Source organism: Paenibacillus solani (genome assembly GCF_050475945.1).
Lineage (GTDB): Bacteria > Bacillota > Bacilli > Paenibacillales > Paenibacillaceae > Paenibacillus_AQ > Paenibacillus_AQ solani_A.
This window is the reverse complement of sequence record NZ_JBCMXJ010000021.1, coordinates 82,541-98,308: the sequence shown is the minus strand read 5'-3', so window position 1 is coordinate 98,308 and position 15,768 is coordinate 82,541. Positions and strand designations below refer to the sequence as shown.

Below are 15,768 nucleotides of genomic sequence, written 5' to 3'. Positions count from 1 at the left end.
GATAATTGGAAAAGATTCGAAGGAGAGTGTGACCTATGCTCGAAACTGAAACCTGTGTTCCGACTGGTGTGAAACCCCAAGATACCGGCTTTGGTTATACATTATCCTTGATCGGCGGTAAATATAAAATGATCATCTTGTATTGGCTGGCTGAAAATAAGGTGATGCGGCATAATGAACTGAAGCGAAGCATTGATTCCATATCCTTTAAAACACTAAGCATCATGTTAAAGGAGCTGGAGGCAGATCAGTTAATCGTTCGCACGGAATATCCGCAGGTCCCTCCAAAAGTCGAATACACCTTATCAGAACGCGGGTTATCCCTCATTCCTGTGTTACATATGATGTGCGAATGGGGAGAGAAAAACAGTTTGCCGGCTCTGGAAGCTGTACAGCGGAAAGTGTGAGGTTGTTCTATCCAAAGAAGTGTTTCCTGAACCAGGAAATACTTCTTTTTTTAACGGTTTCATTCTGTCACTCATCATAGGTTGTCTATGAACTTCAAATAATCTCGTGCACTTATATCCAGTGCGCGATCAGGAGGCGATAGGTCCATGTCAGGCGTGTTCCCGCCAGGAGCAGCCTCCTGCCCGTAAAACGCAAAGAACGAACGATAATCTGCGTCGCAGTAGAGGAAGGTTGTTTCAAAAGGAGTTAGGATCTGGGCAAGCGTGTAGCGATACCTTCCGTCTTCCCGATAATCTTCATTCTTTATGCCGGCGGATACAGCTAAAGCCACTTTTCGATTCTTTAATTTATCGCCTCCATTTGAACCGTAGGCCCAACCATAAGCAAAAACATCGTCAAGCCATTTTTTGAGGAGCGGCGGGCAATTAAACCAATAGATGGGAAATTGTAAAATAAGATTGCCATGTGATTCGATGAGCTGCTGTTCTTGTTGTGCATCCATGTTTCCGTCTGGGTAAACCTTATGCAATTCGTGAACCGTATACCGCTCCGGATATTTTTGGAGTTCCTCGACCCAGCGCTTATTTATGACCGAGGTTTCCAGGTTTGGGTGTGTAACGATAACAAGTGTTTTCAATGATCTGTCCTCCTTGAGCATGATTGATTTCCTAGAGTATAAAGTTCGAACTGCAATTATGTAAGTATGCACTTTTAGTACAGGTACTTACCAAAAGGTGAGTGTTAAATCACTGAAAATTATATAAATCGGACATTATATGCCCAAAAGTACATCCTGCGAGTGCCCCTATGTACGATTTCAAACTACTGCACGGACGTTATAATGACAGTTATTCTTGCTAATAGAGGAAGGTGATTACGTTTGGCAGCATTTTTGTATAAACTTGGAATTTTAGCTGCTCGAAACAGAAAGAAGGTCTTTTTCGGAAGTTTGGCGGTTCTCATCATCGCCGTTTCAGTTGGTCTCGGCATGGGAGTTCATTTAAACGGTGAAATGACCATTCCTGGCACAAAATCCGAGGAAGCGATGAAAGTATTGAAAGAAGAATTTTCACAAGGAGAAGGTACTGAAGGCGGGACGATTCAAGTGATTTTCAAGGCTCCTGACGGTCAAACGCTGGAATCGGAATCAACGCAAAAAATGATCGCCAAGACACTTAAGTCCATATCTAAAGACTCTGAGATTGCATCGATCATCAGCCCATACGAGGCAGGTACAATCAGTTATAAAAAAGAGATTGGATATGCGGTAATCACGTACAAATCAGAGGCCTTGCAAGTCACGGATGCATCTAAAGAGCTCGTGTTGGAAAGTGTAGAGAATGCGCGTAAAGAGGGCTTACAGGCTGAACTCGGAGGAAGTGTCGAACTCTCCGAACTTGAAATAGGAGGAATCTCCGAGATCATTGGCATTATTGCCGCATTTATGATCCTGGCCATTACATTCACATCCTTGCTCGCAGCCGGGTTGCCTATACTAACAGCCGTAATCGGACTTGGAATAGGCGTCATGTCCGTCATTATTGCTTCTAATTTTATCGAAATGGCGTCGTTCTCATTAATACTTGCCATCATGCTTGGATTAGCCGTCGGAATTGATTATGGCTTATTCATTATTTCAAGATACAGACAAAATCTTGTGGAAGGTAAAGGTGTTGAGGAGTCCATTGCGCATGCAAATGCTACCGCCGGCAGCGCTGTTATTTTCGCCGGATTGACGGTTATTATAGCACTTGCCGGATTATCCGTAACGGGAATTCCGTTCATCACGGTAATGGGCGTAGCGGGAGCATTCACGGTACTTGTGGCCGTAGTTATTTCCGTCCTCGTCGTTCCTGCGCTTCTTGGATTTGCGGGTGAACGGATTCGTCCGAAGTCGAAAACGGCTTCCTTTCAGGATCCCCCTAAAGTCATTGAACAATCGAATCGCTGGGGACGAATGATAACGAAGTATCCATTACCTATCGCACTTGCAGGCATTTTGCTGTTAGGAGCCATAAGTCTGCCTGCACTGCATTTGCAAACGGGCCTTCCGGATAAAGGTTCAAAATCAACCGAAACAACGGAACGGCGCGGTTATGATTTGATGGCGGAAGGGTTTGGGCCTGGTATGAACGGACCGCTCGCTATTATTCTTAAAGCAGAGTCAACAGACGACGCGCAAGCGACATTTGCTAAGGTAGGTAAGGAACTAAGCGAGCTGCCGAATGTGACAATGGCAGTTCCGCCGGTCACGAACACAACGGGCAATGTTGCTATGGTAACGATCATCCCTGGAACCGATCCGAAAAGTGACAAAACAACCGAATTGGTTCATTCCATCCGTGAAAAGGCGGCCGAAATTAAGCAACAGGATCAAGTTGAGGTTATGGTTACGGGTACAACGGCTGTGAATATCGATATATCTGAGAAATTAAATGAGGCTTTGCCCAGATTTGCAGCTCTGATTGTGGGACTGGCTTTGATTCTACTTATGATGGTATTCCGGTCCGTCTTAGTTCCGATCAAAGCCGTGCTAGGTTATCTCCTTACGCTTACGGCAACACTCGGATTCGTCGTTTTTGTCGTTCAGGACGGTAACCTGGCCAAGTTTTTCGATATTCCTGCAGCCGGTCCTGTATTAAACTTCTTGCCCATTCTGACTGCAGGCATACTATTCGGCTTGGCCATGGATTATGAAGTGTTTCTGGTCAGTCGCATGCGCGAAGAATTTAACCATTCGGGAAATGCGAAAAATGCCGTACTGTCCGGCCTTAAAAATAGCGGCGGCGTTGTAACGGCCGCTGGTCTCATCATGATTGCTGTGTTCGCAAGTTTTATCTTCGTCGAAGATGTCATGATTAAATCAATGGGTTTGGCATTAGCTTTCGGCATATTGTTCGATGCATTTGTCGTAAGGCTGACAATCGTGCCAGCGGTCATGACCCTAATGGGCCGCTCGGCATGGTATCTGCCGAAATGGCTTGGACGCATATTACCAAATATCGATGTTGAAGGCGAGTCCATGGAGAAAGGAACGAAGAGCAAAAAAGAAATCGCCTAGTGAGCTCAAAATTAAAATCTGTATTACATTATTGCCCGATCGTACATAAGGGTCTCTGCCCTTAAGTACGATTTTTTCATGTTTACTAAAAGGTATAATAGAAAATACAATTGAAAATTGTAATTGTTGTTATAATAGGGGGAACGAAAGGGGAGAACTCATGGAAACGGGAAACGAGTTCAAGCGGTGGTCGCAAATAAATCGAGATAACGACTTACCCGATGCCATGTTTAATGCCAGAGTCCCGAGTATGACATGGATTTTTTTCGTTTATTTCATATCCGTGATTGTACAGGTTCTGCAGGAACCGTCGATTATTTCTTTGATCTTCTTTTCGGGATTGATGCTGCTTCACGCCTCATTAATTTGGCACTTCTCATCTCTAACTGAAAAATATCCTTGGATCTATTTCATGATTCAAGGTCTCATAATTCTGGGATGTTCGCTTATCATGGATCAGGCAACTTTCATGCTATTGCTCGGGATGTATCCCGTGTTGACTGGCCAAAGCGTCGGGGTCTACTTTAAAAGAATCAAAATGCTCATGCTGTCCGTTTTCTACTATGTGTTATTCCTATCGACTTTCTTCATTATGGGACAATTTGAATTGTTGATTTTAATGTCGATTTTGTACGTAATGATGACCGTCATTTTCGTTTCTTTTGCTGATTTATTTTTAAAGCAAGCTCATGCTCGGAAACGCACCCAAACTTTTCTTGAAGATCTAGAGCGTGCACATCGCAAGGTTGAGGAATTGACATTGGCTAACGAACGTCAAAGAATGGCCAGGGATTTGCATGATACGCTGGCACAAGGTCTGGCTGGTATCATCATGCAGCTGGATGCGGTTGACGCACATTTGACGAAAGGCAATTCTAAACGAGCTCAAGAAATCGTCCAGCAATCCATGATTCATGCAAAGAAAACGTTATCGGGAGCAAGATTGGCCATTGATAATCTTCGTTCAAAAACGTTCGCGACGGTCGATTTCTCTGATGCCATTCGAGACGAAATAGAGAGGTTCCAAAATGCGACCGATATTCAAGTATTTCTTGACATGAGCATAAATGGGAGCATCCCCAAGTTGATGATGGAGCATGGACTTTATATTATAGGCGAATGTTTAACCAACGTAGCCCGTCATGCTGAAGCCAGTCGTGTCTGGCTGTACATCCGCATAGAGGCCGAGATTATGAATCTTGAAATAAAAGATGATGGGAAAGGCATGACTTCGAATCAAAAGGGCTCCATGTCTGGGCATTACGGACTAATCGGTATAAAGGAGCGAGTTCGCATCTTGGGAGGATCGTTTATTATAACCAACAACATCCCTCGGGGAACTTTAATTAAAATTGATACATCTGATGAGAAGGGAGAGAGCCCTGATGACATATAACGTGCTTATCGCCGATGATCATCTTGTGGTAAGGGAAGGGCTAAAATTCATTATTGAGACGAATGATGATTTTCATGTCCTCGGAGAAGCGGAAAACGGTGAGGAGGTCCTGAGATTATTGGAGTCGCTAACCCCGGACGTCATTCTTATGGACTTAAATATGCCTAAAATGAGCGGATTAGAGACCATGGAGGAATTAAATAAAAGGAACATCAACATCCCTGTCGTTATATTGACAACATATAATGAAGATGAACTGATGATAAGCGGACTGGAATTGGGGGCCAAAGGATATCTCTTGAAAGATACCGGCAGAGATCATTTATTCCGCACGATAGAATCCGCGGTTCGCGGCGACACGCTGCTGCAGCCTGAAATTATGGCAAGAGTATTCGCTGCAAGGAACAAACGAGAAGAGGCACTTGATTCGTCTTCAGATCAAACGGTGCTCTCCGAGAAAGAGCGAATCGTTCTACGGGCCATTGCGCTCGGTTATCGAAGCAAAGAAATAGCCGGCGATATGGGGATATCCGAGCGTACGGTCAAAGCTCATTTGACGAACATTTATAACAAACTTGGAGTAAACTCCAGGTCACAAGCAGTCGCTGTTGCAGTCGAACGGGGTATCGTTCAGTTATAGGATGATGGCGGACCTCATGAACAAACCACAAGGCACAGAATTCCCATGATTGTAAGCCCATAAACAAGGTTGCTTGCCAAGCTAATGCGGATTGCCATAAATTCATAGCCCCCGTATTTCGATACTAACATAATGTCATATTATGATATAATAAATTGCACTGACTGTAATTAGAATGAACTCTCGCGGGTACATAAACACTAGATCGCTCTCTAGATCACGGCTAGAATTATGCAAGGCACATATTAGAGGAGCGTATCGGTATCATACTTTTTAACTAAAAGGAGTTCTTGTATAATGGTAGATTTCTTTATGAATTTCAATCCCATTATCCAAGCATTACTAGCCACCTTGTTTACTTGGGGAATGACGGCATTAGGGGCGGCTCTTGTGTTTGTGACAAGAACTTTAAATCAGCGCCTGCTGGATAGTATGCTCGGTTTTGCTGGTGGTGTCATGATTGCGGCGAGTTACTGGTCCTTATTGGCACCAGCCATCGAAATGTCGGAAGGCCATGCGATCGGGAACTGGTTTCCCGCAGCCTTCGGATTTTTATTAGGCGGGGTTTTTATATGGGGTATCGATAAGGTATTGCCTCATCTTCATCCCAATTCTCCGATTGGAGGAGCAGAAGGATACAATCCAAAAGTAAGAAAACGGAGTACGCTGCTGGTACTTGCCATTACTCTCCACAATATTCCTGAAGGACTAGCGGTCGGGATCGCGTTCGGTGCGCTGGCCAATGGAGGAACCGAAGCTTCGCTGGTGGGCGCTCTGACGCTGGCTCTGGGGATCGGCATTCAGAACTTTCCGGAAGGCGTAGCGGTTTCCATGCCACTGCGAGGAGACGGAATGTCTCAGCGGAAAAGTTTCTTCTATGGGCAGTTCTCGGGGATGGTTGAACCGATTGCCGCTGTCATTGGAGCTGTAGCCGTCACCTTCATCGAACCCATGCTGCCATACGCACTTAGCTTCGCGGCCGGTGCCATGATCTTCGTCGTTGCTGAAGAGGTAATTCCGAGCTCGCAAGAAAAAGGTAATAAGGATTTGGCTTCCATGAGCCTCATGTTTGGTTTCGTATTGATGATGATTCTCGATGTAGCATTGGGATAAAGAGCAGAACAGCCAGCCGGATGGGGACTGGCTGTTTTTTGTCGTTCAGACCTGCTTACTACAAGCAGGGGATACATATGTAATTGTTATACGAACGAGTGATACTCCCTGCCCATTCATACTGGTCTCAGGTCGAGGTTTCCATTTCATTCCCAGGACCAATGTTCATTTTCCTAAGGAATGCTATACTATTTCTGGACTTCAAAGATTTGGCATTTAGGGAGATAGTTAAAAAGGACCGTGGAGGGAATGAGAGATTCGATATGAAGAAAAAAACAGGTGTATGGATTGTGGTGGCCGGCGTACTGCTCCTGCTGCTTGTGATGAATCCGTGGAACATTTTTTCGGATGTTCAATTCGGATTTTCATGGGAATCGAAGAAAGTCAATGAAGAGAAGACATGGCCAGCGGATGATGTCCAGGCGTTGAAGGTAGACACTGGAAGCAGCAATATTGCCATCATTAAAGGAAACTCAGATGAGATTAAGGTCCGCTTGGACGGAAAAGTAAGCAAGACAAATGCAGATCAGGTGAGATTAAAGGCCGAGACAAACGGCGATACGCTGGTAGTCGGGATTGATATGCCTGAGGGAATTCAGTTTGGAATTCGTATTATGGATCTTGAGTTAACGGTGGAGCTGCCGGAAAAGCAATGGAAGGTTGCAGAAATCAAGAGCGGAAGCGGTAATATTGAAATCGATGGATTACGCGGTGACACGGTTTCAGTAAAGTTATCCAGCGGCAATATGGATATACAAGATGTGAAAGCTGGATCACTAACAGCGCATACCAGCAGTGGACGGATTGAGATCGAAGATATAGAAGCCGAATCCTTGGAGTTAACATCTGGGTCCGGCAATATATCGGCAGAACGTTATCATGCCACTACGCTGAGCTTTCAAAATGGAAGCGGCAATGTTGAGCTGAAGGACGGGGAGTCAGCAGTACAAGGAAAGACAGGTTCGGGCAACATTCGTTTGGAAACTGAGCGCTTGATTTATGATACCGATCTGCAGGTAGGCAGCGGCAATGTGACCATTGATTTAGAGCAAGAGCCAACTTCCCTGAAGGTTGATTATCAAGGAAGCTCCGGCAATGGGAGAATCGAGTGGGATGGAATCCAATATGAGTTAAAGAACGAAGACAGAAACAAACTGAAGGGAACGTTCGGAAGCGGAGATGCGTTACTGAAGGTTCGCACAGGCTCCGGAAACTTCAGATTGGAATAAATGGAATGGCGATAATAGCATGAGATGAGAAGAAGACACCCCGCAGTGCGGGGTGTCTTCTTCGTCATGTATGGTAGAAAAGGGGAGATGACAATCCATTAGATTAACGAACAAGTGATTGTTGAATCAGTTTTGCATAGATCACCGCAGCTTCCTTACGCAGGAGTTTATCGGACGGCCGGTAATCTGCGGCGCCGTTCGCGTCAATTGTTACATCAGGGCCATGCAAGCCGGCACCGACCATAAATTGAACGGCTTCATCTGCCCAGACGGCCGGTTGCGAGCTCAATTTTGCTTGAACGGCTTCTGCTCCTAGCACATTGTGTGCCGTCCGCCATATGATGGCCGCAGCTTCTTGGCGAGTAATCGGCCGGTCAGGTTCGAAGTTCTGGGTTGGCGTGCCGGTGACAGCGCCCATATCCACCACGTTCTGCACATAACTGGCGAGTGGGTGCCCTTGCAGATCGTTAAATGTGCTTACGTTCGAATTTGGCTTGATGCCTGCCAGACGACTGATCACACTGACAAACTCAGCCCGCGTGATCGGTTCATCCGGTCGGAAAGTGGACGACTCTTGATCTCCGAAAGCCTTAAGAGATGATATAAAGTAAATATCCTTGGCATATGGATTCTCTTCGGCAACGTCATTGTATGCGGAGGGTTCCGCCAGCTTCTCGGACATGCTGTCTATCGCTGTGTAATACATATAAGCTATCTCACCTGTATCATCCTGCTTGAACGCAGCCGGAGTTCCCTTTTCATCAACGAAGAGCAGAGGACCCACTGGCGTGAGCTTATGTTCACCCTGAGCATCCAAGACTGATAACCCACCTGGGATAGCCTTGACTTGTGTCGTTATTATTGGTGTCCTCAAACTTCTATAGAACCCTTCAAAGCTATTGAGCTGTTCCTGATTGAGAGAAAAGTTGTTCTTCTGTTCCTGTTTCTTCGGATAGAAATAATTCATGAATGCGGTGAAAAAGTCTTCACGGATTGGAATGCTAGCATCGCTGTTTACAACGATCATGCCTCCAACATTCTGGTCGGGGAGCAGCCACAGCCAGGAATGGTAGCCGTTTAAGTCGCCTCCCTTGCCTATGACGGTCTGACCATTGTGGCTGCTGTGCAAGAACGACTCGAAGCCGTATGACATCAAGGGAATGCCGGCTGCGTCAACATGAGTTTGGTGCATCAAGCGCATGGTCTCTTCCTTCAGGATGCGGGAGGACCCGAATTGGCCATTATTTAAGTGAGCTGTAATGAAATTGGCCATATCGGTACCGGTGGCAAACATGCCGCCCTCTGGTGCGATTGTAGGTATATTGGGGTATGGTTTGATCGGTTCGCGGTGGATATTGTAGCCTGTAGCCAGATTCGTGATGATGTCGTTATCCATTCGAAATGCAGCATGCTTCATTTGTAGCGTGTCGAAAATATGTGTTTTTACATATTCTTCAAACGGGTGTCCCGATACCTTCTCGACAATATAGCCCTGCATGGAAGAGGCAAGATTATCATAGCGGTAAACTTCTCCTGGCGAGCGGACCACAGTCGGTGCATTGACCCGAAGGAAGTCGGCGAGCGGTACCTCATCGTTCTGTAGGAGCTGAGGGGGCACGAGGTTGCTGTCAGTATAATCAAACCCGGTCGTATGAGTTAATAAATGCTCTACGGTAACGGGCTTGCCAGTATTATTGACGATTTTGATATCGGGCATATAGGTCGTAATATCCTGTTTTAGATCGATTTTACCTTCCTCAACCAGCTGCATCATCGCTGTTGCAGTGATCGACTTGGATATCGAGGCCATGCGGAACAAGGTTCGATCCGGATCTATCTTTTTCTTTGTTTCCAGGTCGGCATAGCCGTAGCCGGTATTGAGCAGCACCTTGTCATCTTTTACAATTACGACCAGTGCACCAGCCAGCATGTCTGAAACCTCGGGCTTGGCAAAATAGGCATCGGTGAATGCCTTGACTTCTTTGGCGCTCAGTAGCGGTGTTCCCATGTGCTGGATTACGGTTTGCCCCGTGGTGGGTTTTGCCGTATCAGCATACATATCGGCTGGATAAGCCAACAGGCTGGCGGACAGCGCAGAGGCTGCCAGGATACAGATGGTTCTTGACTTGCTTTGTTTATTTGACTTCATGCGTTCCTCTCCTTCTCAATCTCAAGTGGTTTCCATTTCATGGTAGACGATGGAAGGAGAGGGAAGAACGGACCGCAGAAGGAGATTTACACAGGTCTCTAGGGGGAATGGAGGGCTCGACTTAAGTCTAGGTAAGTTAGAACTTTCTCGTGGAGCCAACCACTTGTTTGTTATACTATAATGAAACGTGATGCAATTATATTTCATGCCAATAATTATTAATGATATTTATTAATCATAAAACAGGATCAGGAGGATGATCAAACTGAACAATCTATACATAAAGGAAACCGGAAACAGCGAGGCAGAGAGACTGATTGTATTTTTGCATGGCGGTGGAGTGAGCGGCTGGATGTGGAACCATCAAATCTCGTATTTTAAGGATGATTATTGTCTGATTCCCGATTTGCCCGGTCATGGGCGCAGTCCAGGCACCCCGCCTTTTTCCATAAGCCGCACAGCTGAGGTCATCAACGAGATGATATCGGCAAAGGCAGACGGAAGAGAAATCGTCGTATTCGGCTTTTCGCTGGGGGCACAGATTCTGGTGGAGATGATAACTCAACAACCGCGTCTTATCGATTATGCAATCATAAACAGCGCACTGTTGAGGCCGATGCCGTCCGCGTACAAGTGGATTGAGCCTTCCATTCGGATGACTTACCCGCTCATACATTACCGATGGTTCTCCAGGCTGCAGGCCAAGACGCTTTATGTGGATGACGGCCATTTCGAGCAATATTATGCTGAGTCGCTGCAAATGTCCCGTGAGATGTTAGTTTCTGTTCTCCAGGAGAATATGTCCTATGCCGTCTCTCCAAGAATTCAAGAAACAACGACGAAACTATTGATTACGGTAGGAGAGAAGGAGAGAGGAAGTCTCAAGAAATCAGCGGAGGATCTTGAGAAGCTGTGCGTTCATGCCGACAGAATCGTCTTTTCTGGTATCGGGCATGGCATACCGCTTGCTGATCCGGGGCTGTTTAACCGGGTAGTTGATCACTGGCTGGGCACGGGTACCGTTCCAGAGGATGTATCTCGAAGATAGAGTCCCGCTTATTGTCTACATAACCCAAGATACGATGGACTGAGCTGGAGAGTTTATCCTTTGGGGCACTATGGCCGACAGCCATCCATGTATGCCCTGCACCACGCACCGTGCGCTCAGGGATTCTCATCGCATCTCTAAAATTAGCTGTAGACTTTGCCCTTACGGCAAGATGTATAGTGGTCTTGAACAAAGGTCGTTACCAGAAAAGAGGTGAATCAGTGCTCACGATTGGAGAATTCTCCAAAATATGCGAAGTGTCCGCCAAGACGCTTCGTTATTATGATGAAATCGGATTAATCCATCCGGATCAGATCGACCCGGACAATGGCTACAGGTATTATTCCATCCATCAATTGAAGAAAATGCTTTATATCAACCGATTGAAGTCGTATTATTTTTCACTCGAAGAAATCAAAGAAATTATTAACGGGGAGACCGATCCATCCGAAGAGAAGCTTCGCTATGCCCTCCATCGCAAACGTAGGGAAATTCAAGAGAAGCTGACGAGGTATGAAGATACGCTGGTACAGATGAATCAGGATATCGTGAACTTGGAGCAGGGGATCCATGTGATGGCGTATTTGGATGAGATCGAAGTGCAGCTTGTTGAAACTGAGTCTATGAACATTCTCTACGAGCGCCAATTGATGAGCAGAGAAGAATATGCAGAGGGATACGGAAGGTATTACAGCAAGCTATATGAACAGATAGCCAGGGAGAATCTGACTTTGGCAGGTACGCCCATGACGATTTACCATAGTGAGGAATTCAATCCTGCAGGCAATGATACGGAGTTTGCACTTCCGGTAAGGGAAGCAGTCAAAGGTACAAGAGAATTATGCGGCGGTCTCTGTGCGAAGTCTGTCTTGAAGGGCTCCTATTCGAACCTGACTTCGGTATATGCCAAACTAAGGGAATGGATCGAACAAGAGGAATATGTGCTGACACAATCCCCGTATGAGGTGTATGTCACGGACCCCTATCAAACATCTGCGGCTGATGAACTGGTTACCGAGGTGTACTTTCCTGTGACGAAGAAGTAGAAGGACTGTTGTCGATACGACCTTGTGGTTTTAAAAAACAAATCTGTGAGGTATTTTCAATGAAAAGAACCTACTGGCCAACGACCGCATGGCAAAGCCTGGACCCGGAGAGCCTGCGAATGGATGCAGGCAAGCTTGCGATGCTTGAATCATTGATCCAATCGGAATATCCAGATATTAAGGGAATGGTCATTGTAAGAAATGGATCCATCGCGTTTGAAAAATATGCACATGGGAATGGTCCTAATGATACATATCATGTGGCATCGATCACGAAGAGCGTCCTCTCTGCCCTCATTGGCATCGCCATCGATTCAGGCTATATTCAACATGCAGATCAGAAGGTGCTGGACTTTTTCCCCGAATATGGACAAGAGACTGCCCACCGGCAAATAAGAGATATCACGATACGCCATCTTCTCACGATGACGGCGCCTTATCCATTTGAAGATTGGCAGGAGCCGCTAGACCAGCTGTGCATGCAATCGGACTGGGTAAAGTATACGCTGGATATGCTGGGAGAAGGAGGAACATTGGGGGCATTTAAATATTCTACCGCTGGGGCGCATCTTCTATCGGCCATCATTACCCGCAGCACCGGACAAAGTGCGCGCGCTTTCGCAAACGCATGCTTATTCAAACCAATTGGCATGAACGAAATTCCGGATTATGACATGGGTTCATTCGGATTTGATGAGTTATTCGGAAAAAACGTCAGGGGATGGGTCAAAGACCCGGCTGGCCATTCTACTGGCGGGTGGGGACTTACATTAAGTCCTCAGGATATGGCTCGTTTTGGATTTCTATATCTAAACCGCGGCATATGGGACAGTCAACCGATTCTTTCGGGGGAATGGATAGACCAATCCACGGCCATGAACTCCAACCATTATGGCTATCTGTGGTGGTTGCGAGAAGAAGACGGCCTATCTACATACTCGGCCATAGGCGATGGAGGCAATATCATCTGCTGCATTCCGGAAAAAGATATGGTTGTTGCGATAGCATCCGCATTTTCTGTCAATCCGAAGGATCGGTGGACCTTGATCAAAGAACATGTCATCCCGGCAATCGTTGAATAGCATAAGATTTCAGTAATGCTTCAGGTATCAACTGGATAACGAAAAACTGATGTCACTAGATAGTAATATCTATATAGAAGAAGCCGCTGAGCTAGCGGCTTCTTTCTTGTCACCGAAGATCCTCCTGATTATTCTGATTAAGCGCCCATGTTCATACAATGTAGGGACAAGCGAAAACTCTGGTAAGCAGAGGAGGGATAACTTCGGTGAAGCTGCATCAAATCCATGTGACGGGCATGACATGTACAGCTTGTGCAGCCCGAATCGAAAAAGTTCTTCGAAAAGTGGAAGGCATTCAGTCAGTTCATGTCAGTCTCGCCTTGTCACAAGCGACCATACATCATGAACCGAAGCAGATTGGATTAAAGTCAATCCTGGAGAAAATCGAAAAACTTGGCTATGGCGCACACGTTCGGCTGTCTGATCCGAAGGAAGGGAACAAAGCGGAGATTGATGCGTACCGCATGAGGTTCATCAGTGCTGCTTGTTTAGCGGTCCCGCTCATATGGGCGATGATGGCACATATCCCCTTCTGGCCAGCACATTGGACGCCAAGCTTGTTTATGGAGCCGGTCTTCCAATGGGTGCTCGCTACTTTGCTTCAGTTTGGCGTAGGTTATCCTTTCTATTATGGTGCTTACCAGGCACTGATCCATCGTACAGCAAATATGGATACTCTCGTTGCGTTAAGCACCTCTGCTGCTTATTTTTACAGCCACTATGTTATGTTCGAATCGAGACATAGCCTAACTCATCCCACGCTGTATTTTGATACAATCGCGATGGTAATGACGGCAGTTTTACTAGGCAAGTGGCTTGAGACGATGGCCAAGGGTCGAGCGCTGAAACAGCTTAGCGCCTTATATGCCCTTCAAGTTCAGCGGGTTCGAATCGTACGCATCCACGGGGAAGAGTGGATTACAGCAGATCTGGTGCAGATCGGGGACCGTATTCGGGTGAAGCATGGCGAATGGATCTCCGTGGATGGTTACGTACAGTCGGGAATCGCGGATGCCGATGAATCCATGCTAACAGGGGAAAGCAGAGCTGTGGCCAAGGGAAGAGGGGATCGAGTCTATGCAGGGACGCAGTGTCTGGTAGGCAGCTTGGACATTGTGGTGGATAAGAATCATGCCGGCACCCGTTTATCCCAAATGATCGGGCTGATCGAGACTGCGCAGCAGGGTAAACCGGCCATACAGCGAACCGTTGATCGAATTGCGGCATATTTTGTACCTTTGATGATCGGTTGTGCAGCGCTCACTTATGCTGGATGGCTATGGTTCTCCCATGCTGCAGATGCTTCCGAAACGGCCATGCGCCATGCACTGTCTGTTCTGCTGATCGCCTGTCCCTGTGCGCTTGGTTTGGCTACGCCTGTATCCATTCTGATCGCTACGGGTTCGTCAGCCCAAAGAGGTGTACTCTTTAAAGACGGCGGTTCTCTGGAGAAACTAAGGAGAACTGATATCGTGCTCTTGGATAAGACAGGCACGTTGACAGAAGGCTCTCCCCAGGTAACGGCCATTCATCCAGCCGATGGCAGTCATAAAGCTTACATATTATCCATGTCGGCTGCGCTAGCTTCCCGGTCGGCTCATCCGCTCGCACAAGCCATTGTACGAGCCGCTCGCGACAAACAATCCATCTATTCGGAAGTACAGGATTTTCGGGAGTGGGCCGGTAAAGGGATGGAGGGTTATGTAACAGGAAAACGTGTCCTTGTTGGAAACCGGAGATGGCTGCTGGAGCAAGGCATACATTTGAAGGCTCAAGCAGATCAACCCGGCTATACGAGGCTTTATATCGCTGTGAACGGTAAGTTTATCGGTACGCTGGTGCTGATTGACGAACTCAAGGAAGACGCGAGGAAGGTTGTCCAGGCGTTACAACGCAGAGCCGAGGTATGGATGGTAACTGGGGATGAGGAGCCGGCAGCTGCAGCTGTAGCTATCCATGCAGGGATTGACCAAGTGCGTGCGGGCATGCTTCCTGAAGACAAACTGGCATTCATTCGTGAGCTTCAGCAGCGAGGAAGATCCGTCGCCATGGTTGGCGATGGAATAAACGATGCGGCAGCGCTTGCGGCGGCTGATGTGGGGATGGCAATGGGTGGTGGTACGGATGCTGCTAAACAAGCCGGAGACATCGTGCTGATCGGGAACAGGCTGAGCAATATTATCGATGCCTATACTTGGAGCCGCCATACGATGCGGAATGTTCATCAGAATCTGCTCTTCGCCCTGCTGTATAACACGATTACCGTGCCGCTCGCAGCCTGCGGATATTTGGATCCGCGTATTGCATGCATGGGTATGGCGGCAAGCTCAGTACTCGTCGTTGCAAATGCGCTTAGACTTCAGGTCAGCCTGAAGAGAACGGACAAGAAGGGCTTAATCAGCTGAATGGTTGAACACCAGTAAGGCGTGACGCTGTGGTCACGAACATGGCGAAATCTTAAGATTCTCACCGCCTTTCTGTTCTGCTAAAATATCTCATATAAGGGAAAATAGACAGGTTGCGAGAAAGGAAAGCCAAACCTGCTAGCGGGAGGTCCTTATTGGTATGAAGCTTACCTTACAGTATGTTACATTCA

At 46.8% G+C, this 15,768-nt stretch carries 12 protein-coding genes; 10 read left to right on the top strand and 2 right to left on the bottom strand.

The annotated features are described in order from the left end of the window. Positions 1-35 precede the first annotated feature (35 nt). A complete protein-coding gene (locus tag ABEQ74_RS26425) occupies positions 36-407 on the top strand; it encodes a winged helix-turn-helix transcriptional regulator (protein ID WP_430125211.1) in 372 nt (123 codons plus the stop codon). A gap of 74 nt (positions 408-481) precedes the next feature. On the opposite strand, the gene ABEQ74_RS26420 is transcribed toward ABEQ74_RS26425, so the two are convergent. Then, positions 482-1,045, bottom strand: coding sequence for an NAD(P)H-dependent oxidoreductase (locus tag ABEQ74_RS26420; protein ID WP_430125210.1), 564 nt, complete (start codon positions 1,043-1,045; stop codon positions 482-484). A 243-nt stretch (positions 1,046-1,288) separates the two neighbouring features. Here ABEQ74_RS26420 and ABEQ74_RS26415 point away from each other — a divergent pair, with 243 nt between their 5' ends. The 5 genes from ABEQ74_RS26415 (at position 1,289) to ABEQ74_RS26395 (ending at position 7,847) form a co-directional block, all read left to right on the top strand. Beyond that, a complete protein-coding gene (locus ABEQ74_RS26415; RefSeq protein WP_430125209.1) occupies positions 1,289-3,469 on the top strand; it encodes an MMPL family transporter in 2,181 nt (726 codons plus the stop codon). 160 nt (positions 3,470-3,629) lie between these two features. Next, entirely contained in the window at positions 3,630-4,865 is a 1,236-nt protein-coding gene (locus tag ABEQ74_RS26410; protein WP_430125208.1) for a sensor histidine kinase, read from the top strand. Then, positions 4,855-5,505 carry a response regulator gene (locus ABEQ74_RS26405; RefSeq protein ID WP_430125207.1) on the top strand — a complete coding sequence of 217 codons (651 nt, stop codon included), beginning with the start codon at positions 4,855-4,857 and terminating at the stop codon, positions 5,503-5,505. The genes ABEQ74_RS26410 and ABEQ74_RS26405 overlap by 11 nt, the downstream gene beginning before the upstream one ends. A 297-nt stretch (positions 5,506-5,802) precedes the next feature. Then, a complete protein-coding gene (locus ABEQ74_RS26400) occupies positions 5,803-6,618 on the top strand; it encodes a ZIP family metal transporter (protein ID WP_430125206.1) in 816 nt (271 codons plus the stop codon). Positions 6,619-6,881: 263 nt separating this feature from the next. Then, the gene (locus tag ABEQ74_RS26395) at positions 6,882-7,847 is read left to right on the top strand and encodes a DUF4097 family beta strand repeat-containing protein (RefSeq protein ID WP_430125205.1); all 966 of its coding nucleotides are present in this window, start codon (positions 6,882-6,884) and stop codon (positions 7,845-7,847) included. 103 nt (positions 7,848-7,950) lie between these two features. Here the strand turns inward: ABEQ74_RS26395 and ABEQ74_RS26390 are convergent, their stop codons facing one another. Then, positions 7,951-9,996: a serine hydrolase gene (locus ABEQ74_RS26390; protein ID WP_430125204.1), complete on the bottom strand. Its 2,046-nt coding sequence runs from the start codon at positions 9,994-9,996 to the stop codon at positions 7,951-7,953. A 256-nt stretch (positions 9,997-10,252) separates the two neighbouring features. Here ABEQ74_RS26390 and ABEQ74_RS26385 point away from each other — a divergent pair, with 256 nt between their 5' ends. The 4 genes from ABEQ74_RS26385 (at position 10,253) to ABEQ74_RS26370 (ending at position 15,577) form a co-directional block, all read left to right on the top strand. Then, positions 10,253-11,044, top strand: coding sequence for an alpha/beta fold hydrolase (locus tag ABEQ74_RS26385; protein ID WP_430125203.1), 792 nt, complete (start codon positions 10,253-10,255; stop codon positions 11,042-11,044). A gap of 221 nt (positions 11,045-11,265) precedes the next feature. Next, on the top strand, positions 11,266-12,090 hold the full coding sequence (locus ABEQ74_RS26380) for a MerR family transcriptional regulator (protein WP_430125202.1): 825 nt from the start codon (positions 11,266-11,268) through the stop codon (positions 12,088-12,090). Between the two features lie 59 nt (positions 12,091-12,149). After that, a complete protein-coding gene (locus ABEQ74_RS26375) occupies positions 12,150-13,172 on the top strand; it encodes a serine hydrolase domain-containing protein (RefSeq protein WP_430125201.1) in 1,023 nt (340 codons plus the stop codon). A gap of 206 nt (positions 13,173-13,378) precedes the next feature. Further along, entirely contained in the window at positions 13,379-15,577 is a 2,199-nt protein-coding gene (locus tag ABEQ74_RS26370; RefSeq protein ID WP_430125200.1) for a heavy metal translocating P-type ATPase, read from the top strand. Positions 15,578-15,768 lie beyond the last annotated feature (191 nt).

Bases quoted from the DNA above. Each gene is read 5' to 3' on its own strand.
- ABEQ74_RS26425 (WP_430125211.1), top strand. From the start codon at position 36: ATGCTCGAAACTGAAACCTGTGTTCCGACTGGTGTGAAACCCCAAGAT.
- ABEQ74_RS26410 (WP_430125208.1), top strand. From the start codon at position 3,630: ATGGAAACGGGAAACGAGTTCAAGCGGTGGTCGCAAATAAATCGAGAT.
- ABEQ74_RS26405 (WP_430125207.1), top strand. From the start codon at position 4,855: ATGACATATAACGTGCTTATCGCCGATGATCATCTTGTGGTAAGGGAA.
- ABEQ74_RS26400 (WP_430125206.1), top strand. From the start codon at position 5,803: ATGGTAGATTTCTTTATGAATTTCAATCCCATTATCCAAGCATTACTA.
- ABEQ74_RS26395 (WP_430125205.1), top strand. From the start codon at position 6,882: ATGAAGAAAAAAACAGGTGTATGGATTGTGGTGGCCGGCGTACTGCTC.
- ABEQ74_RS26390 (WP_430125204.1), bottom strand. From the start codon at position 9,996: ATGAAGTCAAATAAACAAAGCAAGTCAAGAACCATCTGTATCCTGGCA.
- ABEQ74_RS26385 (WP_430125203.1), top strand. From the start codon at position 10,253: ATGATCAAACTGAACAATCTATACATAAAGGAAACCGGAAACAGCGAG.
- ABEQ74_RS26375 (WP_430125201.1), top strand. From the start codon at position 12,150: ATGAAAAGAACCTACTGGCCAACGACCGCATGGCAAAGCCTGGACCCG.